Below are 21,320 nucleotides of genomic sequence, written 5' to 3' on the forward strand. Positions count from 1 at the left end.
GATCGCCCTGGAGACACACATGGCCCCTGGCACCGACTATCTGCTGCGCCGCCTTCGGTTGCGGCACCTCGAACTGCTGGTCACGCTCGGCGATGCCGGCACCGTGCGCGGCACCGCGACGCGCCTCAGCCTGAGCCAGCCCGCCATCAGCAAGATGCTCGGCGAGATCGAGGGCGCCCTCGGCGCGCGGCTCTTCGAGCGCAGCCACCAGGGCGTGCGTGCCAATGCGCTCGGCCTGGCGGCGATCTACCGTGCGCGCGTGGTGCTGAACGAACTCGGCCGCATCGGCGACGACCTGGCGGCGCTTGGCGACGGCGCCACCGCGGTGCTGCGCCTGGGCGCGCCGTCGGTCACGGCGACCGTGCCCGCCGCCATCGTGCAGCTGCGCGCGCGCATGCCCGGCACCGCGGTGCGCATCACCGAGGGCCGCGTGCGCGAGCTGATCCAGCGCCTGCTCGACGGCGAGCTCGACTGCGTCTTCGGCGCCATCACGCCCGAGCTCATGGCCGGCGACCAGCTGCCGCTGCTGCAGTCGGAGGTGCTGGTGGAAGACCAGCTCTGCGTGCTGGCGGCCGCGTCCAACCCGCTCGCGCGGCGGCGCGGCCTGCGCTGGTCCGAGCTGTGCGCCGCCGCCTGGGTGGCACCGCCGAAGGAGACGCTGGTGCGCCAGGCCTTCATGACCGCGTTCCTCAACGAAGGCGTCGATCCGCCCGAAGCGGCCGTCGAGGCGATGTCGTCGGTCACCATCGGCGCGCTGCTGCGCCTTGACGCGACGCTGCTCTGCGCGGTGCGCCTCGACCATGCCCGCGACGAGGTCGCGCGCGGCGACGTGCGGCGCCTGCGCGTGGGGCCGGTCGTGGCGCTGCCGTCGCTGGGGCTCTTCACGCGGCGCGGTGCGGGCCCGCAGCCGGCGGTGGTGCAGGCGTTTGCGCGGGCGGTGCGGAAGGTGGGTTGATCGCTCCAACCTTCGCATGTGCAGACTGCTAGCGCGGCTTGATGACCGCCAGGCCGATGGCGCATGCAGCCAGCACAAGAACGGCAATGGAGAGCAGCGGCGACCCCTCGTCGGCCGCCGATGCAACCGCTTTCCGGAGCTTCCCGGTGAAATAGCCGTAGAGGCCGGCCAGGGCGAGCGCCAGCACGACCTTGGCCAGCAGCCATGGCGCGGGCGGCCATTCGCCGAGCCGCGCCAGTGTCAGCCCCAGCAGCCATGCCAGCGCGAGCCCCGGCGTTGTCACGAAGCGATTCCAGCGCACAACCGACAGCACGAACCGCCTTGCCGCGGGATCGAGCGTGGCCCCAGGCTGTCCGACCCGCAGCGCCCATGCGGCCAGCAGCGTGCCGCTGAGCCAGGTGAACACCGCCGCCAGATGCGCGGCCTTCAGCGCCATGTAGTACGAACCCGCGATCATCGTTGCACCGGCGAAAGCGCCCACAGGCGTGCTCGGATGAGGCCATCGTTGAGCCACGCGCCGAACGGCAGCAAGGCCCCTGCGGCCAGGCGCCATGCTTGCCGCTTTGCCCAGAGGCCTGCCCCGATGGACTGCACCAGCGTCCAGGCGTACACGAGGAAGGCAACCCCATGCAGCGGCCCGACGAGGGAAACGAGTCGCGGCTCATCTGCCAAGTGCTTCAACGGCACGGCCAGCAGCACCAGCACGACGAGCGTGGCGCCTTCGAACAGGCCGGCCCAGCGCAATCGCGACAGCAGCGCCAGGTGGAGCTTGGCCGTCTCGTCGGCAGGGCTCATGCAGCGCTTCCTTCAGGCCAGAGCGAGCCGTCGCTGACGGCGGCCGCGAGCGCATCGCCGGCCGCATCGAGCAGGCGCTCGCCCTTTTCTGCCGAGGCCGAGCGCGGTGTGCCCACCACGCCGCTGCAGGACCAGTGCCCGATGGACCGCCAGCGGTGTGTCCCGAGCGGCTCCAGGAAACCGCGTGCGGGCGCACGCACCGCCTGCGCCGCGGACGCATCGACCAGATCGGGGCGCAGATGCATGAGCATCGAGGTCTCTGCCTCGCAGGCATGCAGCAGGTTGTCCTGCGAGGTGAGGATGCGGCCGAACGCGGCTGCCGCCACCATCCAGTAGGTTGCGCTCGCCACGGGGAGCGAGGTCTCGATGGCCAGCAAGTCGACGATGGTGTTCAGTGCCGAGATGTTGCCGCCATGCCCGTTGAGCAGCAGCACGCGCCGATAGCCTTGCCGCTGCAGCGACACCACGACACAGCGCACAAAGGCGTGCAGCGTGGCGAAGTCGAGCGTGAGGCTGCCGGCCATTCCCATGTGGTGCTCGGCGAGCGAGATCCACAAGGGCGGAAGGACCAGCACTGGCGTGGATGCAGGCACACGGCGCGCCGTGCGCAGCGCAACCTCCGAAGCGAGCAGCGTATCGACCTGCACGGGCAGGTGCGGCCCGTGCTGCTCGGTCGAGCCGATCGGCAAGATCACCACGCAGCGCTCACGCGCTTCGGCAGGAAAGTCCGGCGTCTTCAGGTCGCTCCACAGAACCGGGCGCCCGTTCGCTGCCGCGCTCATTGGGGCTTGTACCCGACTGCGGCGATCAACTGCCGGACCTGCGCGGCGGATTCGCGGTAGCGCGCATCCATCTGCTCGGGCGTGCCCGAGCGCGGCTGCAGGCCATGGGCGCGGATCTTCTCGATCACGGCGGGCATCGCCAGCACCTGCCGGATCGCATCGTTGTAGCGTTGCACGTTGGCATCATTCATCCTGGCCGGCGCGTAGACCGCGAGAAAGTCGCTGGCCGCGAGCTCCGGCAGCCCGAGGTCGCCGAACGCCGGCACGCCCGGCAGCAACGGCGTCGGGCGGGTGACGGCCAGCGCCGTGATGCGCCCGGCCTTCTGGTACGGCAGCACATCGCCGACCGGCAACACCGCCGCGACCACCTGGCCGCCCAGCAGGTCCTGCACCGCGGGCGCCGCGCCGCGGTAGGGCACCGGCTGCACGTCGGCCTCGAGCAGCTGGGCCATGCGCCCCACGATGAACTCCGGTGTGCTGCCCGGTGCGGGCACGGCGATGAGGCGTGCGGTGGGCGTGCGGGCGAAATGCGCCATCAGGTCGCGCAGGCTTTTCGCGCCGGAGGCTGGATGGGCCACGAGCGCGAGCTCGAAGTCGGCGACCTGCGCCACCGGGCGCAGATCGGCCGCGGTGTCGAATCCGGCCGACTTCAGCACCTGGGGCACGGTGACGACCGTGTGGCCGTTGGTGAGGAAGAGCACCGATCCGTCGGGCTTCGCAGCCTTGACGTGGCGCGCGGCGATCTGCCCGCCGGCCCCGGCACGGTTGTCGACGATGACCGGCTGCCCCAGCAAGGGTGACAGCTTTTCCGCGAGGATGCGCGCGCCGAGATCGGCAGTGCCGCCGGCGGGAAAGCCGACCACCAGGGTGATCGCTCCGGTGTGCGCCTGCGCCGACGCAGGACTGTGCAGCAGCATCAGCAGCAGCGCGGTCGCGATCAGCAGGCGGGCAAGGATGGAAGTGGCGTTTAAGTGGTGCATGGAGCCTCCGTACGAGTCGCGCTGGGGATGTGTCGACTCGCGGTGGACTCTAGGTTTCGCATGCGCGGGCGCTGCCTGATGCGTGCGAAGCCGATCCGGTTTCGGCAGCGCTTTCGCTCGTTCGAAGCATGCGGCTGCCGATCGGCGGCCTTGTCTGCCGATTCGGGCATGCCCCGGCGGCAGCCGGCGCAGAATTGCGCCAGCCGCACAAGGAGTCGCGAATGCACTACCGCACTTACACCAGTTCGTCGCTCGAAGAAGGTTCGGGCATCCTGAACCGGGAGTGGTCCGCCCACTCGGTGACGCTGGCGCGTGGCGAGGCGCTGCGCCTGCGGTTCTCCATCCGCAACCTCACGGACGATGTGTCCGTGAGCCAGCTGGCCTATGGTGCGTCGGCACTCGTGCGTCCCGAGGAACGGGCCGAGGTGCTGCTGGTGCAGATGCCGCAGGCCGGCAGCGGTGTCGCCAGCTATGCATGGGGCAACAACCCGCTCGACGGGCGCCACTTCGGCCTCGTCGACGTGCGGCGGGTGAGGCAGCTGCAATGCAGTCCGCACCTGGACGCGCTGGTGCTGCGCGTGCGGATCTCCAGGCTGCTCTCCTGGCTGGAGCAAGCCCTGGGCCGCAAGCCGGTGCGCGAACTCGTGTTCCAGCCATCGATCGACGAGGGAACCCCGGCATGGGCTGCGTGGGCGCCCGTCGCCGGGGCGCTGGAGGCGCTGCAGCGCCACCCGCAGGGCGAGGTCCCCGCGCCCGCGCTGAAGGCGCTCGAGGAGATGGCGGTGGCTACCATGCTGCTGGCCCTGCCCAACAGCTACAGCGACGAACTCCGGCGGCCCGCTGCGCCTGGCGCGCCGCGGCACGTGCGTCTGGCCGAAGAGCTTGTCCAGCGCTCGCTCACGCGCGCTGTCAGCGTCGAGGAAATGGCGCGCCATGCCCAGGTGAGCGTGCGCACCCTGTTCGACGGCTTCCGGCAGTATCGCCAGACCACGCCGGCCGCCTATGTGCGGCAGGCGCGCCTTGCCGCCGCGCGGGAGGATCTCCGCAAGGGCCACGACAGTGTGGGCGACGTCGCACGGCGCTGGGGCTTCCTCCATGCGGGGCACTTCGCCGCGCAGTACCAGCGCCAGCACGGCGAGACGCCGGCGCAGACGCTGCGATCGTTTTTTTCCACCCTCTAGAAACCTTCACCATGCCAACCATCGAGTACTTCCCGGCTGCGGCCGACATGCCCACGCCGCCCCTGTCCGCTGCCGCGCGGGTGGGCGACCTGTTGTTCGTCTCCGGCACGCCCGGATACCACCCGGGAGGCGGCATCGACACGGGCGACTTCGGCAAGCAGTTCGATCAGGCGGTAGCGAACCTGCACCAGATCCTGGCGCGCGGCGGGGCCTCGATGCGCTCCATCGTCAAGGTCAACATGCTCCTGACGCGCGCGGAGGATGTGCAGGAGATGAACGAGCGCTACGCGAAGGCGTTCGGCCCTGCACCGTACCCTGCGCGCACCACCTGCGTGGTGGCGGCGCTGCCCGATCCCAGGATGCTGCTCGAGATCGAATGCGTGGCTGCGGCGGAGGGCGCGTGAGCAGCGAGGCTCACCAGCCGGGCGCCGGGTCCGCGGCATTCCAGATCGGCATGGTGATCTTCGAGGGCATGACGGCGCTCGACTTCGCGGCGCCGCTCGATGTGTTCGCCCGCATGCCGGGCGCACAGGTCCATGTCATCGGCAAGACGCTGGCACCGGTGAAGACCGATCTCGGCTTTCAGGAAACGCTCACGACCACGCTGGCCGGCGCGCCGAAGCTCGATCTCCTGTTCATCGGCGGCGGGCCGGGCGTTACTGCGCTGATGGAGGACGAGGAGGTGCTGCAATTCTTCGCCAGCCGGGCGTCCGAGGCGCAATGGGTCACTTCGGTGTGCACCGGCGCGCTGGTGCTCGGGGCGGCCGGGCTCCTGCGCGGCTACAAGGCCGCCACCCACTGGGCTGCGATGGAGGTGCTGCCCCTGCTGGGCGCCGAGCCGGTCGACGAGCGCGTCGTGATCGACCGCAACCGCATCACGGGCGGCGGCGTGACCGCGGGCCTGGACTTCGGCCTTGTGGTAGCCGAGCAGCTGCATGGCAGCGGCCTTGCGAAGGCCATGCAGCTGGCGATGGAATATGACCCGCATCCGCCCCACAACGTCGGCTCGCCGAGGCTTGCGCCGCCCGAACTGGTTGCCGGCGTCCGCGAGAAGCTGAGGCCCGCCACGCAGGCGAGGCTGGCCGCGGCGAGGCGTGCGGTGCAGAAGGCGGGCTGGGCGGCGTGATGCGGCCGGGCGCGTCAGCCACTTTCTGAGGATCACCTCTTTCGGGATCCTCGAATGCCCAGCGCGCGCGGAGCCGGGCAGGCGGAGAAGCATAGCAATTGCTATACAATCTGCCGATGAAGACCGCTCAACTTCCTCCGGTTCGCGTGACGGCTGCGGTTCGAGCAGAGATCGAGGGCGTGCTGCTCGAAGGCGAAACGCTGTCGCATTTCGTCGAGCAGGCCGCGACGGATGCCGCTCGGCGTCGCAAGGCACAACAAGATTTCGTGGCGCGTGGCCGTGCCTCGCTCGCCCGCGCACTCGAATCGGGCGAGTTCTATGCGGCAGACGAGGTTCTCGAGGCGATGAAATCCCGGCTCGATACCGCGCGCGAGGCGACCGGGCAGAGCGGCAGTGATCTCTCCAAACGGGCCGCGTGACTTATGCCGTGCGCTTGACGCGCGAGGCGTTGGAAGACCTCCAGCGTCTTGAAGCCTTTCTCCTGGAAGCTGCTCTCAAGCACGCAGACTGGGATCTGCCGGACCGCGCACTGCAGGCCATCCGAAGAGAGTTCCGCATCTTGGAGTCCAACCCTTTCACGTGTCGAATTGCCTTCGACGACCGCTTGGAGCGAGAACTCGTGATCCCATTCGGCGCCTCGGGCTACGTCGCCTTGTTCCATATCGTCAGTGAGCGGGAGATCGTGGTGTCGGCCATCCGGCATCAGCGAGAGGACGACTATCACTGAGGGAGGCCGGAGCGAGGGCCCGGCCCGATGGAACACGGGCAGAGAAGTGCCGCCTGATCGCCGGATCCGATGAAATCCCGAGTCGCGCAATATAATTGCAAACGATTCTCATCCACTTTCACGGGACCGCCTCGCGGAACCCCTCCATGTCCGCGGCGCGCCCACCCCTCGAGCCCATCGAAGTTCTCTACAGCGACCACCATGGCTGGCTGCTCGCGTGGCTGCGCCGCCGGCTCGGCGATGCGTGCGATGCGGCCGACCTGGCGCACGACACCTTCGTGCGGCTGATGTCGTCCTCGCGCAGCAGCGCGAGCCTCGGCGATGAACCGCGCGCCTTCCTGACCCATGTCGCCAAGGGGCTGGTGGCGGACCACTGGCGCCGCCGCGAGGTGGAGCGGGCGTATCTCGAAGCGATTGCACACCTGCCCGAGCCCGAGGCGCCGTCGCCCGAGGCGCGGCTGCTGATCGTTGAATCGCTGCTGCGCATCGAGGCGATGCTTGCGAGCCTGCCGGAGCGCACGCGCCAGGTCTTCCTGCTCGCGCAGTTCGACGGACTCACGCTGCAGCAGATTTCGGAGCGCATGGCCATGCCCGTGATCACGGTGCGGCGCCATGTCCACAAGGCGCTCGTCGCCTGCATGTCGGTCGCGTGAGCGCCGGCCGCATTCCACGATGAAGGACCCGCAGCCGTCGAACGCGCCGGACCCTGCGCTCATCGGCGAGGCCGCCGACTGGGTGATGACGCTGCGCTATGGCGGCGATGCCGCGAAGGTGAACGGCGACTTCGAACGCTGGCGCCGGCAGAGTCCCGCGCACGCCGAGGCCTGGTCGCGGGCCGAGGCGACGCTCGGGGTGTTTGCGCAAGTGCCGCCGGCCATCGGCAAGGATGCGTTTCGCGCATTGCAGCGGCCCGGACGCCGCCGTGCGCTCGGCGCGCTGGGGCCGCTGCTGCTGCTCGCCGTGCCGGCCGGCTGGCTCGCGTGGCAGCGCATGCCCTGGCAGGAGTGGACGGCGGATGTCGCCACGGCCCGCGGCGAGCGCCGGTCGATGACGCTGGCGGATGGCTCGCGGCTGGTGCTCAACACCGCGAGCGCGGTGGACATCGTCTTCTCGGCTGCCGAACGGCGCATCCGGCTGCATGCGGGCGAAGTGCTGGTCAGCACGCATGCCGATCCGTCGCCAGTCACGCGGCCGTTCCTGGTGCAGACGCCGCAAGGCACGGTGCGCGCGATGGGCACCCGCTTCAGCGTGCGCCGGCTCGACGACAGCACCACACGCGTGGCGGTGTTCGAGAAGGCCGTCGAGATCCGCGCCGCGGATGGCGCGACGCGCGTGCTGCGTGCCGGCGGGCAGGCCGACTTCGATGCCGGGCGCATCGGTACTGAAGCGCCCGTCGACGACAGCGCCGCGCTCTGGGAGCGCGGCATGCTGCTCGCCAGGAACATGCGCCTGGCCGATGTGCTGGCCGAGATGAGCCGACACCGCAGCGGCGTGCTGCGCTGCGACCCGGCGGTGGCCGAGCTGCGAGTGTCCGGTGCCGTGTCGCTGGCCGACACCGACGCCGGCCTGGACCTGCTCGCGCGCTCGCTGCCGCTGCGCATCGAGCGGACCACGCGCTACTGGGTCACGGTGGGGCCGCGCCCGGCGTCCGCCGAATGAATGAAAGCGCAGGCAGATAAAAAAATGCCGCGAGGGTGATCACTTTTCCTGTCTCGTCCGGTGAGTGAGGGAATGACGCATCGAGGCCGATGCGTCTCACCACCACCGCAGACATCGTTACAGGAGTCAGACGCCATGGGAGCGCAGCACGCAGGCCGCAAGCGGCACATCGAGAAATTCACAGCCGCCATCGCGGGCACGGCCTTGCGCGCGGTGGTGCTGGGCGCGGCCGGTGCGGGCGCGCTGGCGGTGGCACCGGCCGTGTTCGCCGCCGAGCCGGCGGGCGCTGCCGCGCGGTCGTATGCCATTGCAGGCGGCATGCTGGCCGACGTGCTGGCGCAGTACGCCGCCGACACCGGCGTGCAGCTGGTCTTCGAGCCCGGCATGCTCGCCGGGTTGCGCAGCAATGGCCTGCGCGGGCGCTACACGGTGCAGCAGGGCTTCGCGCAGGTGCTGCGCGGCAGCGGCTACGAAGCGGTGGGGCAGGGCAGCGGCGCCTACGCCCTGCGCCCGTCGGCCGCACCGGTGGCGCGCGACGCCGCTGCCGGCGCGGCCACGCTCGCACCCGTCACGGTGACCGCCGCGGTCGAGCGCGAGACCCCCACCGGCCGCGTCGACGGCTACGTGGCCAGGCGCAGCGCGACCGCGACCAAGACCGACACCGCGCTGATCGAGAACCCGCAATCGGTCTCGGTCATCACCGCCGACGAGATCGGCGACCGCAAGGCGGAGTCGCTCGACGAAGTGCTGCGCTACACCGCCGGCGTCACGCCGAACCTGAAGCCGTGGGCGGTCGACGAGTTCTCGCTGCTGCGCGGCTTCGAGCTCGGAACGGGCGGCGTCTTCCTGGATGGGCTGCTGACCTCCGGGCGCTCGTATGCAGCGCCGATCGAGCCCTACGGCCTCGAGCGCCTCGAAGTGCTGCGCGGCCCCGCATCGGTGCTCTACGGCAAGATGCCGCCCGGCGGCATGGTCAACGCCGTGAGCAAGCGGCCCACGGCCGAGACGCTGCGCGAGATCGGCCTCGAGTACGGCTCGTACAACCGCAAGCAGCTGAAGGCCGACCTCGCGGGCGCGTTCGATGCCGAGGGCGAATGGACCTACCGCCTCACGATGCTGGGCCGCGAAGCGGGCACCCGGCTTGACGATGACCGCGACAACCGGCTCTACATCGCGCCGGCGCTCACCTGGCGGCCCAGTGCCGACACCCGCCTCACGCTGCTCGGGCGTTACCAGAAGGACAACCAGGCCTATGCCTGGCAGAACCAGTTCGAACAGCCCGGCGTCTTCGGCCAGGCCAGCCCGCGCGTGAACGTCGGCGGCCACGACAACCGCTGGCGTCGCGACAACAAGATGCTCGGCTACGAGTTCGAGCACCGCTTCGACGACACCTGGACGGTCCAGCAGAGCATGCGCTACAGCGACTTCGACCGCGCCGAGACCAACGTGTTTCCGCGCGGGCTGCGTGCCGACGGCTACACCCTCGAGCGCAGCTTCTCGCCGCGCGAGACCCACTGGAAGGGCCTGCAGCTCGACACGCGCGTGCAGGCGCGCTTCGACACCGGCGCGCTGGCGCACACGCTGCTCGCGGGCGTCGACTACACGAGGGCGCGCACCACCGACGAATTTCCCTATGCCCGCCCCGCGCTCTCGCCGCTGAACCTGCTGACGCCCGCGTACCTGCACGAGCGGCCCACGCCCTCGAACAATCCGTATGTCTACCGGGTGCCATCGAAGCAGCTCGGCCTCTACCTGCAGGACCAGGCCAAGTGGAACCGCTGGGTCGTCACGGCTGGCGTGCGCCACGACAAGGCGGATGCGTCCGGCACGAGCACGTTCGGCCTCACGGGCAGGCGCAGCACCGACTACGACACCTCGGCCAGTGCCACCACGGGCCGCATCGGCGTGGTGTACCTCTTCGACAGCGGATGGGCGCCCTATGCGAACTACGCGACCTCGTTCTCGCCGGAGATCGGCAACGACCTGAACGGCAACCCGCTGAAGCCCTCCAAGGGCCGGCAGGTCGAGGCGGGCCTGCGCTTCCAGCCGGCTGCGGGCGACGCGAGCTACACCGCGTCGGTGTTCGACATCGTGCGCAGCAACGTCACCACGGCCGCGCCAAATGCGCCCGGCGAGGTGATCCAGACCGGCGAGGTCCGCGCGCGCGGGCTCGAGCTCGAGGCGCGTGCCGAACTGACGACCCGGCTCAGCATGGTCGCCCAGTACACCTACCTCGACACCCGCATCACGCGCAGCAACGACGGCGACCTGGGCCTTCAGCAGATGAGCGCGCCGCGGCACAGCGCCTCGGTGTGGGCGCGCTACGCGTTCCCGGTCGGCGAGTCGGCGCGCGGCTTTGCCGCGCTCGGCGTGCGCCACCTCGGCAAGTCCCGCTCGGCCTGGGACACCGGCAATGCCAACCTCATGAACCCCGGCATCACCATGGTCGACCTGGCGCTCGGCTTCGACCGCGGTCCGTGGCGCTTCACGTTCAATATCAACAACCTGCTCGACAAGCAGGTGCTGACGGATTGCAACGGCGGCCTCTGCTACCGCAGCGCCGAGCGCACGGCCAACGTCAGCGCGCTCTACCGTTTCTGATGCACGCAGGCATCGGCCAGTGACCGGCGAAGCGCCCCGGCGCTTGCGGCCGGCCATGGCCCGGCTCCACACCTGGACCGGGCTGTTGTTCGGCTGGATGCTCTACGCGATGTTCCTCACCGGCGCCGTGAGTTACTTCCGCGAAGAAATCTCGCAGTGGATGCGGCCCGAGATCCTCACGCTTGCGCAGCCGCCCGACAGCGCCACGAGCGCTGCGCTGGCCATCGCTGGCTTGCAGCAGCTCGCGCCCGGCGCGTCGCAGTGGGTGATCGACCTCGTCGACGAACGCGACAACACCGTCGGCGTGTCATGGCGCGCGGGCGACGCGCAGGGTCGCGCGATGCTGGACCCGCTCACCGGCAAGCAAGTGCGCGCGCGCGAAACTCACGGCGGCGAGTTCTTCTACTACTTCCATTTCTCGCTGCACTACCTGCCGCGCACGGCAGCGCGCTGGCTCGTGGGGCTGGCAACGATGTTCATGCTGGTCGCGATCGTCAGCGGCGTGCTCACGCACAAGAAGATCTTCGCCAGCTTCTTCACCTTCCGTCCCGGCAAGGGCCAGCGCTCATGGCTGGATGCGCACAACCTGCTGTCGGTGACCGCGCTACCGTTCTACTTGATGATCACCTACACCGGCCTGGTCACGCTGATGACGCTGTACATGCCTTGGGGTGCCGACAGCGCCTCGGCGTCGCAGCCGATGCAGCGCCAGCTGCTGCGCGCGGAGATGACGGCGCTGGTGCCGCCCGCGCCGGCGAGCGGCATCGCGGCGCCGCTGCCCGAGGTGGCGCCGATGCTGCACGAGGCCGAGCGGCGCTGGGGCACCGGGCGCGTGGCGCGGCTGATCGTCGACAACCCCGGCGACGCCGCATCGCGTGTGCGCGTGGTGCGCGGCGACGAGGGCCGTGTCTCCGTCAGCCCGCGCTACCTGGTGTTCGATGCGCACAATGGCGCCTTGCGCGAGGCCAGGGATCGTTCGCCGCCCGTGGCCGAGACTTGGGGCGTGCTCTATGGCTTGCACGTGGCGCGCTTCGCCGGTCCCGCGGCGCGCTGGTTGTTCTTTCTGTCGAGCCTGGCGGGTGCCGCGATGGTCGCGACGGGGCTCGTGCTGTGGACGACGAAGCGGCACGAGAAGCAGGCCCGCGATGGGCGGCGTTCATGGTTCGTGCTGCTGGTTGCACGACTCAACGTCGCGGCCGTGGCGGGGCTCCCCGTGGCGATGGCCGCGTTCCTCTGGGGCAACCGGCTGCTGCCGGTCGGGTTGGCCGATCGCAGCGCGTGGGAGGTTCACGTGTTCTTCATCGCCTGGGGGCTCATGGTGCTGCATGCGATCGCGCGCCCCGTCCATCGCGCGTGGCGCGAGCAGTTCTCGATCGCCGCTGTGCTGTGCGCGGCGCTGCCGCTGTGGAACATGCTGGCGGGGCATCGTCTTGCGGGCTTCGAATTGACGCTGCTTGCAGTGGCGGCGGTCCTGGCCTTCGTGGCATTCAAAGCGCGACGGCACGGCGCATGACGCCCTGGCGGTGATGCGCCGCCGTGCAATGTCGCCATCGGCATGGGAGCGGACTATTCTGCACCCGATCCGGATTGGGAAGAGGCCGCAGCCTGTGTCTTCTGCGCGAGATCGCGCCACGACACCTGCTCGTCGCTGTGGGGCACGAAGCCGACATGCAGCCCGAAGATGTGCGCGATCTTGTTCAGTGTGTCGACGGTCGGGTTGGCCTTGTCCGCTTCGATCAGCCGCAGGCTCTGCACGCTGAGGCCACGATGCTTCGCGAACTCCGGTTGCGTCAGCTTGCTGATGCGGCGCATCGCCGCGACGGCCTGGCCCACGGACATGCTGCCCGAGGCGATGGCCGCGTAGAACTCGCCGCGGAGCCGGCGCTCGAGCTCGGGGTCGGTATGCCTGCGCCGTTTATCCACGACCGCGCTCCCTCGTTGGGTTGCGGGGGACGAGATCGGCAAGCGCCAGCAGCTGGTCAGCCTGTTTGTCGATGGTCGCGCGACATGCCTCGATCACGTTGGACTCGATCCCGCAGTCCCGGGCGAACTCGGGCAGGTTGGCGACGATCGGCGCAAAGTCGTGCAGGGCCGTGGCAATGGCGCCGCGCTCGGGGTCGTCCACCTCGAGGCTTTCCAGCACGGCCGTCCAGTTGTCCTGGGTCTTTCCGACGGCATCGCGCCAGTGGCAGCCGCGGACGACGACCTCGCTGTCGAGGAACATGGGTGCAAAGTCGAACACCGGCGTGAGCTGCACGGTGCCGTCGACGAGCCGCTGCACGGCCGTGTTGCGCGCGTGGTTGTCGGTGTTGCGCATCGCCAGGTTCAATACGTCGCGCCGGATGAACTCGATGGTCTCGCCGAGCGGATCGAAGACGACGCGGCGCAGCCCCTTCAGCAGCGCTTGTTGGCTTCTGGGGATGCCGAATCCCCGCAGATCGCAGAGGCTCGCGAGGCTCTCCTGGTGAAGCCTGTGGACATGACCGTCGATGACCTGGCGATCGAAGCGCCGGACGAACAGGAGCTCGCCATGCAGGTCGGGTGCCGCGAAGGTTCGCATGCCGCAGGCGGCGGCGAGCCGCAGGTAGCCTGCCTCGTTGCGGAGGACGGCACGGTCTTCTTCGCTCCTGCCGCGGGGAAGCTTCACGAGCCAGTGGGCCTGGGCGCGGTCGTCGGCCAGCGCCATGTCGGCAAACCATCGTTCATCATGGTCGACGCTCAGCAGGAACTTCGGCGCGACCCCCTGCACACCCGTCGTGCCCGACGCGAGCATCGCGTGCAGTGAAAGGTGGTCGAGAAAGTCCTGACTGCGCTCGAGCACGTCGCCGATGTCGAAACCCCGAGCCGTTGCGGGGTCGGGATTCTTGCGGGCCTGGTCCACGAAGAAGGCGAGGGCGCTCTCGAAGCGCAGGCTGCCGATCGGGTTGAATGCGCCGGCCATCACCAGCGGCACGACCAGGTTGTCGCTGTCCGCGAGGCTCAGCGCCTCGAGCAGGTACCTGCGGCCCTTGCCCTGCGGCACGAGGTCATAGAGAAACGCCGGCGCGCGACGATCCACCTCGCGGCCGGTAGGCCCTTCGATGAACCGGTCCGGCGCCATGCCGATGGGCAAGCCCAGCGCGACCGGCCAGGGATCCGGCGCACCGAAGACATATTCGGGCAGGTACTCGAAGCGGCATTTGTCGGCGCCGAGCGGCTGGAGGGTCGCAGCGGGATGCCACGCGCCATCGCGGTGGATCTGGATGGTGGTGGCGGCCGAAGTGGTCATGAATTGACCATCATGGTACCCAAAAAGCCAGCTTGTAGGTCGCTATTTGGTTAGTTTGATAGACAGATCGACGGACGCCCTCGCACCGCTCCTCAGAAGTCGATGCTCGCCGAAAGGCTCACCGTGCGCGGCGACCCGACGAACAGGTAGCCCGCCGTCGACGTGCCCCAGTAGTTCTTGTCGAGCAGGTTCTCCACGTTCATGCGAAAGGTGACGGGCTTTCCGCCGATACGCGTCGCGTAGCGCGCACCCGCGTCGAAGCGGTTCCAGCCGGGGATGTGCAGCGTGTTGGCGGGATCGACGGCACTCCTGCCGGTGTGGATCATCCGGCCCGTGAGCGTCAGCCCGGGCGCGAACGGCAGGTCCCATTCGGCGCCGAGATTCAGTTGCCAGTCGGGCACGCCGATGGCCTTCTTGCCTTCGAGTGCAGCCGTCGCCGCCTTGGTGATCTCGCCGTCGAGGTAGGTGACGCCGCCCAGCACGCGCACGCCGCGCGTTACCTCGCCGGCCAGCGTGGCTTCGACGCCGCGGTTGCGCTGCTCGCCGAAGACACCGAAGGTCGAACCCGAAACGCCTGCGCTGGGTTTTGTCAGCTCGAAGAGGCTGACCGCCGCCACCATGCCGCCGTCGAGTTCGAACTTGACGCCGACTTCCTTCTGCTTCGACTTGTAGGGCGGCATGACCGCGCCCGGGTTGCTGATCGCCGCGCTGATGGGCGCGACGTCCCCGCGCGACAGGCCCTCGATGTAGCTCGCATAGAGAGAGATGTCGGGCCGCAGTTTGTAGACCACGCCGGCCACGGGCGTGACCGCGCTCTCGTCGTAGGCGTCGCCGCTCGGCCTGCCGGTGGAGAAGTCGTAGTCCTGGCCGGCCACCTGCTGCCGGCGCAGGCCCAGCGTCACGCGCAGCCGGTCGTCCATGAACGACAGCGTATCGGCGAGCGCTACGCTCGTGAGCTTGGTGTCGAGGTACGGGCGCAGCGGGTTGCTGATGCCGGCGGTGGATGGCGTCGGGAACAGCAGGCCGGCATAGAGGTTCGAACTGCCGCCCGGGTAGCCCGTGTAGAAGCCCAGGCCCTGTTCCTGTTCGAGGCGCGAGAGGCTCAATGCCACTTCATGCTTCACGGGACCGGTCGAGAAACGGCCTCGGAGGCCCGCGTCGAGCGACTTGCTTTCCACCGACATGCGCTGCCAGCCGCCGAAGAAGGCGTAGTCGCCCGCGGTGTTCAGGATCACCGGGTTCGACGCGATCGCGTCCCAGTTCAGCTTGCGCTGGCCGTAGCTTGCATAGGCGGTGAGGTTGTCGCTGAAGTCGTACTCGGCCTTGAACACTGCCGAGCCGTTGCGCCCATCGGTCCAGCCCAGGCCCGGGTACGGGTAGGTGTTGTCCGGCGCGCGCGGCACGGCAGTGAGCGCCGGATCCGCCTGGAACTGCCGCACCACGTTGTCGATGCGCTCCTTCTGCGCCAGCAGGTCGAGCGAGGCGCGCAGCGCGCGGCCGCGGTAGTCGAGCGCGACGGCGCCCAGGCTCTCGCGCGTGGATTGGCCTTGGATGGCCGTGTCGCCTTCGCGCTGCACCGCGTTGACGCGCACGCCGATGGCGCCGTCCGGCCCGAAGCGGCGGCCGATGTCGACATGCGCGCCGAAGACCGCGTCGGACGAGAAGCTGCCGGTGATGCGCGTGATCGGTTCGCTTTCCGCGCGCTTGGGCACGAGGTTGACCACGCCGCCCACGCTGCCGCCGGGCGTCATGCCGAACAGCGACGCCGACGGCCCCTTGATGACCTCGACGCGCTCGACGGCTTCCAGCGGGGCGCGCCAGTAGGGCGTGACGCCGAACACGCCGTTCAGCGCGAAGTCGCTGCTGGGCACGCTGAAGCCGCGGATCGTGATGTCTTCGTTGATGTTCGATCGCGCACTGCCCATGCGCACCGATGGGTCGGCCGCCAGCACGTCGGCGACCGAGCGTGCCTGGTCGTTCTCGATCGTCTGGGCGGTGTAGCTGGTGACGCTGAAGGGCGTTTCCATGACCGCGGCGTTGCCGAGGATGCCCATGCGCGCGCCACGGCCCACCTGGCCGCCCTGGATCGCGGGGGGTGGCGCGTCGATCGCGTCACGCTGCTCGGTGGCCGTGACGAGCGGCAGCGTCTCGGCGGCCTGAGCAGGGTCGTTCGCCGCTGCATTCGAACCCCCGGTCAGCGCCAGTGCAGCGCCTGCCCCCCACACCGCACTGGCTGCAAGCGCCGCCTGCACCGCGCCGGCCAGCCTGGTCTTCTCCCTCGCCCCGCGCCGGGCCTTCCACTGATGGTCTGTCATAAGCACCTGATCATTGATGTAATGAGAATTGTTTGTATTTACATCGGTGAATGTCAAGTGCGGGATGGCGAGGGGCGGGGAAAGGCACAGGTGTCGGCGGACGAGTCCCCTGCTCGCGCAGCGCCTTCAGCTAGCTTTGACTCTCGATCATCTGCTGTCGACGAGCTGTTCGTTCGCTGAGCCACTGGCGCAGCCTGCGTGCATCTTCGCTTCTGTGTTGAATGCTGCCGGCGTCGAGCAGAACGACGACGACCGAACGACCTGCGACTCGCATCCTCATCGCCAGACATTGACCCGCCTCCACGATGTAGCCGGTCTTTTGCAGCGCAATAGGCCAACGGTCGTGGCGCACCAGGCGGTTTGAGTTCAGATATTTCAGGTGGCGTTTTCCGAGCCGCGCGACATAGCGCGAGGTGGTGGAGTACCGGCGGATCTGGCGATAGTTCGCAGCCGCGACCACGATCGATGCCACATCGCGTGCCGTCGCCCGATTGGCATTTGACAAGCCGGTAGGGTCGACAAACTTCGCATGCAGAGCCTTCAGCTGGCGCGCCTTCTGATTCATCCGTCGCACGAATTCCAGAATGCCGCCCGGGAAGGTGCGACCCAACGCATGTGCGGCCCTGTTTTCGCTGGACATCAGCGCCAGGCGAAGTGCAACGCGGCGCGTGAGCGGCGTCCCGACTGACAGCCGCGACCGGCTGTGTCTCAGTCGATCGATGTCGTCGCTGGTAATCGTGATCCGTTTGCTCAGCGAAACACCCGAGTCGAGCAGCACCATGGCAGCGACGAGTTTGGTCAGCGAGGCGATGGGCAGGATGACCCGTTCATTGCGCGCGTAGAGCACCTCTTTGCTGTCCGCGTCCGCCACATAGCCGGCGCTCGCGGTCAGCTGCAGTGGGTTCTCGGCACGATGCAGGCCTGCTCGCCGTGCGAAGGAGAGGTTCTTGTTGTCGCTGAGCAGTTCCGCAACCGTGGCCTGCGGACGGGCGTCGTCGCCAAGCTCTGGCGCCGGATCTTCCGGGCCGGGAGCAACCGCCTGATGCGGCGGCACCTCGGAGTGGTGCACCGGTGGCCGCACGGCGACCACCGGGGAGGGAACCGACGATTCCACGCGGTCGAAGAATGGAAAGAGCCCGGATGTAGCCCAGCACGCAATCCCGAGCAGAAACGCCCCGAGCAGAAGTCGCCTGCGGCGGCGCCTTCGCAGAGAGGACAGCGGTTCGACCACGAGGGTCGCGGGATCGGGAAGCCAGCGCATGTCGCGGGCAAGATGCCGTGGAGGATGACTGCGGTCGCCCACGCTTCTAGCCTTGGGTCGCCGATCGCGGTTCGATCCCGCGATGCGCCAGCGCCAGGCGTTCGCGCCTAGCCCGGCGGCAAAGCGCGGCCTTGAAAAAAAAGTGCATCTGAGAGTGGCTCGCCATGGTGCGGGTATGGGTTCATCGTCTCGGCATCACGCGTCCGGCCCCTGCGGAGCGGCTCGGCGGCGGTACGCGCAGTCACCTTCGCAAGCGCGCGTCGCTGCCGGTGATGCACACCTGGCTGATGCCGTCGTTGCCGGTCGATCGACCACAGGTAGGCTGCGCGCAGGCGTTGGTCTCTGGTGGTACTTGACCGACGGCATCCGGCAGCGGCGGTGCCGCATGGGACGCGCAGATCAGCGCATGCCTACAGGCCAGAGGTTCGTCATCCTACCGGCATTTTTTCGACGGCGGACAGCATGGGAGGACTTGTTACTTGCACACTTTCACTCTACGAACAGGGGCGGCGAATGAAGATTGTTCTTTGGATTGTCCTCATCATTTTTCTCATCGGTCTCGCGGTGGTGCTTGGCCTCGGAAAGCTGATTTTCTAGCCACAGCGAGCTTCGGACGGGCGGATGTGGCCCGTGCGGCCGGGGACCGGCTTCGCGGCTGTGCGTGCGGTCCGGCCGGCGCAGAAGAACATGAACAATCGTGAGTTGGCCACGAGGACACTGGTGCAATCGGCAGTGGTGGCGCTCGTGGCGGCTGCCTGCCTTGTCCTCTTGTTCGGTGCGCAGGTATGGTTCGTCGTCTTTGCCGGCATTCTTTATGCCGTGCTGCTTGGCCGGATGTCGAGGTGGCTGTCGGACCGACCGGGCATGAACTACAAGTCGGCAGTGGCACTTTCCGTCTTGCTGCCGCTGCTCGTCTCCGGCGGCGTCGCTTGGTTCGTGGCGCCAGACGTTGCCGACCAGGCGTCCGAACTGGCAGACCGTCTGCCTCGCGCCGTGGATCGACTGCGCGATGATCTGCTGGAATACAGCTGGATTGCGCGGCTGGTCGAACAGGTCGAGAACTACCGGGACGCGCTTCCGGACGGTTCACGGGCGGTGGACTTCTTTGCAGACGCATTGTCTTCAACGCTGGACGCGTTTGGAAACATTCTTCTGGCGTTCGTGCTTGGCGTCTTCATCGCGATGAGCCCGCAGATTTATGTGAACGGCTTGATGCGCCTTGTTCCGATGCACAGAAGGGCGCGGTTCGGGGAGGTTCTCGGCGCCACGGAGTCGGCACTGGCATCCTGGTTGATCACCAAGCTGATCACGATGATGGTGATCGGCGTGCTGACATGGCTCGGCCTCTGGGCCATCGGGATCGACCTTGCGCTGCTGCTGGCATTGATTGCCGCCGTGTTGTCGTTCATTCCGAATGTCGGCCCCGTGGTCGCACTCGTTCCGGCTGTCCTGATTGCCTTGGTCGGCGATCTCAACCAAGTCCTTCTCGTCGTCGCTCTATACCTCGCGGTTCAGACCATCGAGAGCTATGTGCTGACGCCGCTGCTGCAACAACGCATGATCGACCTGCCACCAGCACTCACGATCAGCATGCAGGTTTCGCTGGGGGTTTTCGGTGGGGTCATGGGCATCATCCTTGCCACGCCGCTCACCGCCGCTGCCATTGTGATGACGCGCATGTGGTACGTGGAAGATCTGTTGGGAGACCGTTCCGATTCAGGCCGGACGTGAGTCGAGATCGGATGGCCTACTTCGCCGGCAGGTACAGCCGCGGATCAACGGCCTTGCCGCGGTAGCGGATCTCGAAGTGCAGCCTGGCGCGGCCGCCCTGCTCCGGGCCGATCTCCGCGATCTTCTGGCCGCGCTGCACGCGCTGACCCTGCTTCACGCCGACAGTGCCCACGTTGGTGTAGATCGACATGTAGGAGCCGCCGTGGTCGACCATGATGACGCTGCCGTAGCCGCGCATGTTTTCGGTCGCGGCCACCGACCCGGCGCCGATCGCCTGCACGGCCTCGCCGGGGCTGCCGCCGATGTCCAGGCCCTTGTTGCTGTTGCCGTTGAAGCCGGCGATGACCGGGCCCTGGGACGGCCAGCCCCAGTCGCTGCGCCGCGAGGCGGGCGGGACCACGGGGTCACGCTCGCGGGGTGCGGGCGCAGGCCGGGCCTTTTGGGCACTGCTGCCGCTGCGCGGCGGAGAGGCCGCAGCCGCCGAGCCAGCACCGCCGGGCGGCACCATGCGCAGCATCTGGCCCACTTCGAGCTGATCGGGGTTCCTGATCTGGTTCCAGCGCGCGATCTCGGCCGTCGTCCGGCCGGCACGCTGCGCGATGCGGTAGAGCGTATCGCCCGGCTGCACGACGTATTCACCGGGGCCCGCCACCGGCGTCCCGGGCGTGGTGGTGGAGCATGCGCCCACCAGCAATGCCGCCATCAACGCGGCGCATGCGCCCCTCCTTCTCCCGATCAAAACCACGCGTTGGTCCTTTCCTGAATCATCCGAATCGCGCCACCTCGCAGTCCGAGGCGCGCATCGACAACCCGGCAAGGCTACCAGCCTGCCTAGCGTGGATCGGCCCGGTCCTCGCGCGGCAATCGGGCGTCGGAGGCCGCATGCTGCGAAATGAGCTGCGGCTTGCCGCATTTGCCGCAGCGGTAGAAGCGCAGCCAGGGCAGCATGCGCATCCAGGGCCGGCGACGCACGCGCGCCAGGTGATGAGCGTCGCAGGTACACGCGGAAAAAAGGGATGGCATGGGTTCGTCCGATTCGATAGGCGTCGTTCGTGCCCCGCTGCCAGTCGCCGCGTGGGGTCTTGCATCGAGGATGCAAGGTGCAATTTTGTCAACGAATTGTGACCAGCGCATTCTTTGGCTCGAAAAATAGAACTTATGAACTGTTTTTTGTTGCACCTGAGAGCCCGAAGAGCACGAGCACAAGAAATTGCGCGACGTTGCGCCGAATTCCATCGACTTGTCACAGTCGGGTCTGAACATCGCCTCTCCAAGCCGCCCGTCGGGCTGCAACCACAGAGGAACGATCCACCATGGCAGTAGACATGTTCATGCGCGTCGAAGGCGCGAACGGCGAATCCAAGGACGCGAACCACAAGGAGTGGACCGACATCAGGTCGTTCGCCTGGGGCGCCACGCAGCCCGGCAACATGGTCAGCGGCGGCGGCGGCGGCGTCGGCAAGGCCAGCTTCAACGACCTGCAGGTGGTCGCGCGCATCGACAAGGCCGCCCCGCCCGTGCTCAAGAACTGCGCGAGCGGCAAGCACCTGAGCAAGATCGAGGTCTCGGTGTGCAAGGCCGGCGGCGCGCAGGTCGAGTACACGCGCATCACGCTCGAGGAAGTGCTGGTCACCTCGGTGCAGTACACGGCCGACCAGGACAGCGACGCCGTGCTAGTGCAGTACGCGTTCCAGGCCGCCAAGGTCAAGCAACAGTACTGGGAGCAGACCGACAAGGGCGGCAAGGGCGCCGAGACCGTGCTGGGCTGGAACATCAAGGAAAACCGCGAAGGCTGATCCCGATGCTCCCCGGCGCTGCGCTTGCGCGCGTGCTGAGCGTCTCGTCGCCGGCCATGCCCACCTTGGGCGGCGAGCCGGCGCTCGAGCCCGTCGCGATCGAGGGCGACGAGGGGCTGAGCACGCTGTTTCGCTACACCCTC

The 21,320-nt window shown here is 68.3% G+C and carries 23 protein-coding genes; 13 read left to right on the plus strand and 10 right to left on the minus strand.

Annotated elements, in window-relative coordinates; translation table 11 throughout:
• Positions 1-19 precede the first annotated feature (19 nt).
• Positions 20-955 (plus strand): LysR family transcriptional regulator, encoded by a 936-nt coding sequence (locus tag AC3A6R_RS21725; RefSeq protein ID WP_487860081.1) that lies wholly within the window; start codon positions 20-22, stop codon positions 953-955.
• A 28-nt stretch (positions 956-983) separates the two neighbouring features.
• Here AC3A6R_RS21725 and AC3A6R_RS21730 read toward each other — a convergent pair whose 3' ends face one another.
• Genes AC3A6R_RS21730 through AC3A6R_RS21745 form a run of 4 tightly spaced genes read right to left on the minus strand, consistent with a single transcriptional unit; the run spans position 984 to position 3,512 of the window.
• On the minus strand, positions 984-1,412 hold the full coding sequence (locus AC3A6R_RS21730) for a hypothetical protein (RefSeq protein ID WP_487860080.1): 429 nt from the start codon (positions 1,410-1,412) through the stop codon (positions 984-986).
• Positions 1,409-1,750, minus strand: a complete 342-nt coding sequence (locus tag AC3A6R_RS21735) for a DUF3817 domain-containing protein (protein WP_487860079.1) — start codon at positions 1,748-1,750, stop codon at positions 1,409-1,411. The genes AC3A6R_RS21730 and AC3A6R_RS21735 overlap by 4 nt, the downstream gene beginning before the upstream one ends.
• Positions 1,747-2,532, minus strand: coding sequence for a creatininase family protein (locus AC3A6R_RS21740; protein ID WP_487865548.1), 786 nt, complete (start codon positions 2,530-2,532; stop codon positions 1,747-1,749). The genes AC3A6R_RS21735 and AC3A6R_RS21740 overlap by 4 nt, the downstream gene beginning before the upstream one ends.
• The gene (locus AC3A6R_RS21745) at positions 2,529-3,512 is read right to left on the minus strand and encodes a tripartite tricarboxylate transporter substrate-binding protein (RefSeq protein WP_487860077.1); all 984 of its coding nucleotides are present in this window, start codon (positions 3,510-3,512) and stop codon (positions 2,529-2,531) included. Before AC3A6R_RS21745 ends, AC3A6R_RS21740 begins: the two co-directional genes overlap by 4 nt.
• Positions 3,513-3,733: 221 nt before the next feature.
• Between AC3A6R_RS21745 and AC3A6R_RS21750 the strand changes: the two genes are divergently transcribed.
• From AC3A6R_RS21750 to AC3A6R_RS21790, 9 genes are all read left to right on the plus strand, one after another.
• Positions 3,734-4,693, plus strand: a complete 960-nt coding sequence (locus AC3A6R_RS21750) for an AraC family transcriptional regulator (RefSeq protein WP_487865549.1) — start codon at positions 3,734-3,736, stop codon at positions 4,691-4,693.
• Positions 4,694-4,704: 11 nt separating this feature from the next.
• Complete coding sequence (locus tag AC3A6R_RS21755; protein WP_487860075.1) at positions 4,705-5,097, plus strand: RidA family protein; 393 nt, start codon at positions 4,705-4,707, stop codon at positions 5,095-5,097.
• Positions 5,094-5,819 carry a DJ-1/PfpI family protein gene (locus AC3A6R_RS21760; RefSeq protein WP_487865550.1) on the plus strand — a complete coding sequence of 242 codons (726 nt, stop codon included), beginning with the start codon at positions 5,094-5,096 and terminating at the stop codon, positions 5,817-5,819. The genes AC3A6R_RS21755 and AC3A6R_RS21760 overlap by 4 nt, the downstream gene beginning before the upstream one ends.
• 116 nt (positions 5,820-5,935) lie before the next feature.
• The gene (locus AC3A6R_RS21765; protein ID WP_487860073.1) at positions 5,936-6,238 is read left to right on the plus strand and encodes a YlcI/YnfO family protein; all 303 of its coding nucleotides are present in this window, start codon (positions 5,936-5,938) and stop codon (positions 6,236-6,238) included.
• Complete coding sequence (locus tag AC3A6R_RS21770) at positions 6,235-6,546, plus strand: type II toxin-antitoxin system RelE/ParE family toxin (RefSeq protein WP_487860072.1); 312 nt, start codon at positions 6,235-6,237, stop codon at positions 6,544-6,546. Before AC3A6R_RS21765 ends, AC3A6R_RS21770 begins: the two co-directional genes overlap by 4 nt.
• A gap of 146 nt (positions 6,547-6,692) precedes the next feature.
• Positions 6,693-7,199, plus strand: a complete 507-nt coding sequence (locus AC3A6R_RS21775) for a sigma-70 family RNA polymerase sigma factor (RefSeq protein ID WP_487865551.1) — start codon at positions 6,693-6,695, stop codon at positions 7,197-7,199.
• 19 nt (positions 7,200-7,218) lie between these two features.
• The gene (locus AC3A6R_RS21780; protein ID WP_487865552.1) at positions 7,219-8,205 is read left to right on the plus strand and encodes a FecR domain-containing protein; all 987 of its coding nucleotides are present in this window, start codon (positions 7,219-7,221) and stop codon (positions 8,203-8,205) included.
• A gap of 135 nt (positions 8,206-8,340) precedes the next feature.
• Complete coding sequence (locus AC3A6R_RS21785) at positions 8,341-10,806, plus strand: TonB-dependent siderophore receptor (protein WP_487865553.1); 2,466 nt, start codon at positions 8,341-8,343, stop codon at positions 10,804-10,806.
• A 55-nt stretch (positions 10,807-10,861) separates the two neighbouring features.
• Positions 10,862-12,319, plus strand: a complete 1,458-nt coding sequence (locus AC3A6R_RS21790; protein ID WP_487865554.1) for a PepSY-associated TM helix domain-containing protein — start codon at positions 10,862-10,864, stop codon at positions 12,317-12,319.
• A gap of 53 nt (positions 12,320-12,372) precedes the next feature.
• On the opposite strand, the gene AC3A6R_RS21795 is transcribed toward AC3A6R_RS21790, so the two are convergent.
• From AC3A6R_RS21795 to AC3A6R_RS21810, 4 genes are all read right to left on the minus strand, one after another.
• Positions 12,373-12,729, minus strand: coding sequence for a helix-turn-helix domain-containing protein (locus tag AC3A6R_RS21795; RefSeq protein ID WP_487860067.1), 357 nt, complete (start codon positions 12,727-12,729; stop codon positions 12,373-12,375).
• Positions 12,722-14,074, minus strand: a complete 1,353-nt coding sequence (locus AC3A6R_RS21800) for a type II toxin-antitoxin system HipA family toxin (RefSeq protein WP_487860066.1) — start codon at positions 14,072-14,074, stop codon at positions 12,722-12,724. The genes AC3A6R_RS21795 and AC3A6R_RS21800 overlap by 8 nt, the downstream gene beginning before the upstream one ends.
• Before the next feature lie 92 nt (positions 14,075-14,166).
• Positions 14,167-16,389, minus strand: coding sequence for a TonB-dependent receptor (locus tag AC3A6R_RS21805; protein WP_487865555.1), 2,223 nt, complete (start codon positions 16,387-16,389; stop codon positions 14,167-14,169).
• Between the two features lie 130 nt (positions 16,390-16,519).
• Positions 16,520-17,692: a D-alanyl-D-alanine carboxypeptidase family protein gene (locus AC3A6R_RS21810; RefSeq protein ID WP_487865556.1), complete on the minus strand. Its 1,173-nt coding sequence runs from the start codon at positions 17,690-17,692 to the stop codon at positions 16,520-16,522.
• 471 nt (positions 17,693-18,163) lie between these two features.
• On the opposite strand from AC3A6R_RS21810, the gene AC3A6R_RS21815 reads away from it, so the two are divergent.
• Together AC3A6R_RS21815 and AC3A6R_RS21820 are read left to right on the plus strand one after the other, a co-directional pair.
• A complete protein-coding gene (locus AC3A6R_RS21815; RefSeq protein WP_487865562.1) occupies positions 18,164-18,247 on the plus strand; it encodes a small membrane protein YohP in 84 nt (27 codons plus the stop codon).
• 90 nt (positions 18,248-18,337) lie between these two features.
• Positions 18,338-19,381, plus strand: coding sequence for an AI-2E family transporter (locus AC3A6R_RS21820; protein ID WP_487865557.1), 1,044 nt, complete (start codon positions 18,338-18,340; stop codon positions 19,379-19,381).
• Positions 19,382-19,397: 16 nt separating this feature from the next.
• Here AC3A6R_RS21820 and AC3A6R_RS21825 read toward each other — a convergent pair whose 3' ends face one another.
• Positions 19,398-20,084, minus strand: coding sequence for a peptidoglycan DD-metalloendopeptidase family protein (locus AC3A6R_RS21825; RefSeq protein WP_487865558.1), 687 nt, complete (start codon positions 20,082-20,084; stop codon positions 19,398-19,400).
• Positions 20,085-20,212: 128 nt separating this feature from the next.
• On the minus strand, positions 20,213-20,644 hold the full coding sequence (locus AC3A6R_RS21830) for a hypothetical protein (protein ID WP_487865559.1): 432 nt from the start codon (positions 20,642-20,644) through the stop codon (positions 20,213-20,215).
• A gap of 50 nt (positions 20,645-20,694) precedes the next feature.
• Between AC3A6R_RS21830 and AC3A6R_RS21835 the strand changes: the two genes are divergently transcribed.
• On the plus strand, positions 20,695-21,177 hold the full coding sequence (locus AC3A6R_RS21835; RefSeq protein ID WP_487865560.1) for an Hcp family type VI secretion system effector: 483 nt from the start codon (positions 20,695-20,697) through the stop codon (positions 21,175-21,177).
• Positions 21,178-21,320: the final 143 nt, after the last annotated feature.

It is taken from the genome of Variovorax sp. Soil_C_19, from assembly GCF_057657255.1.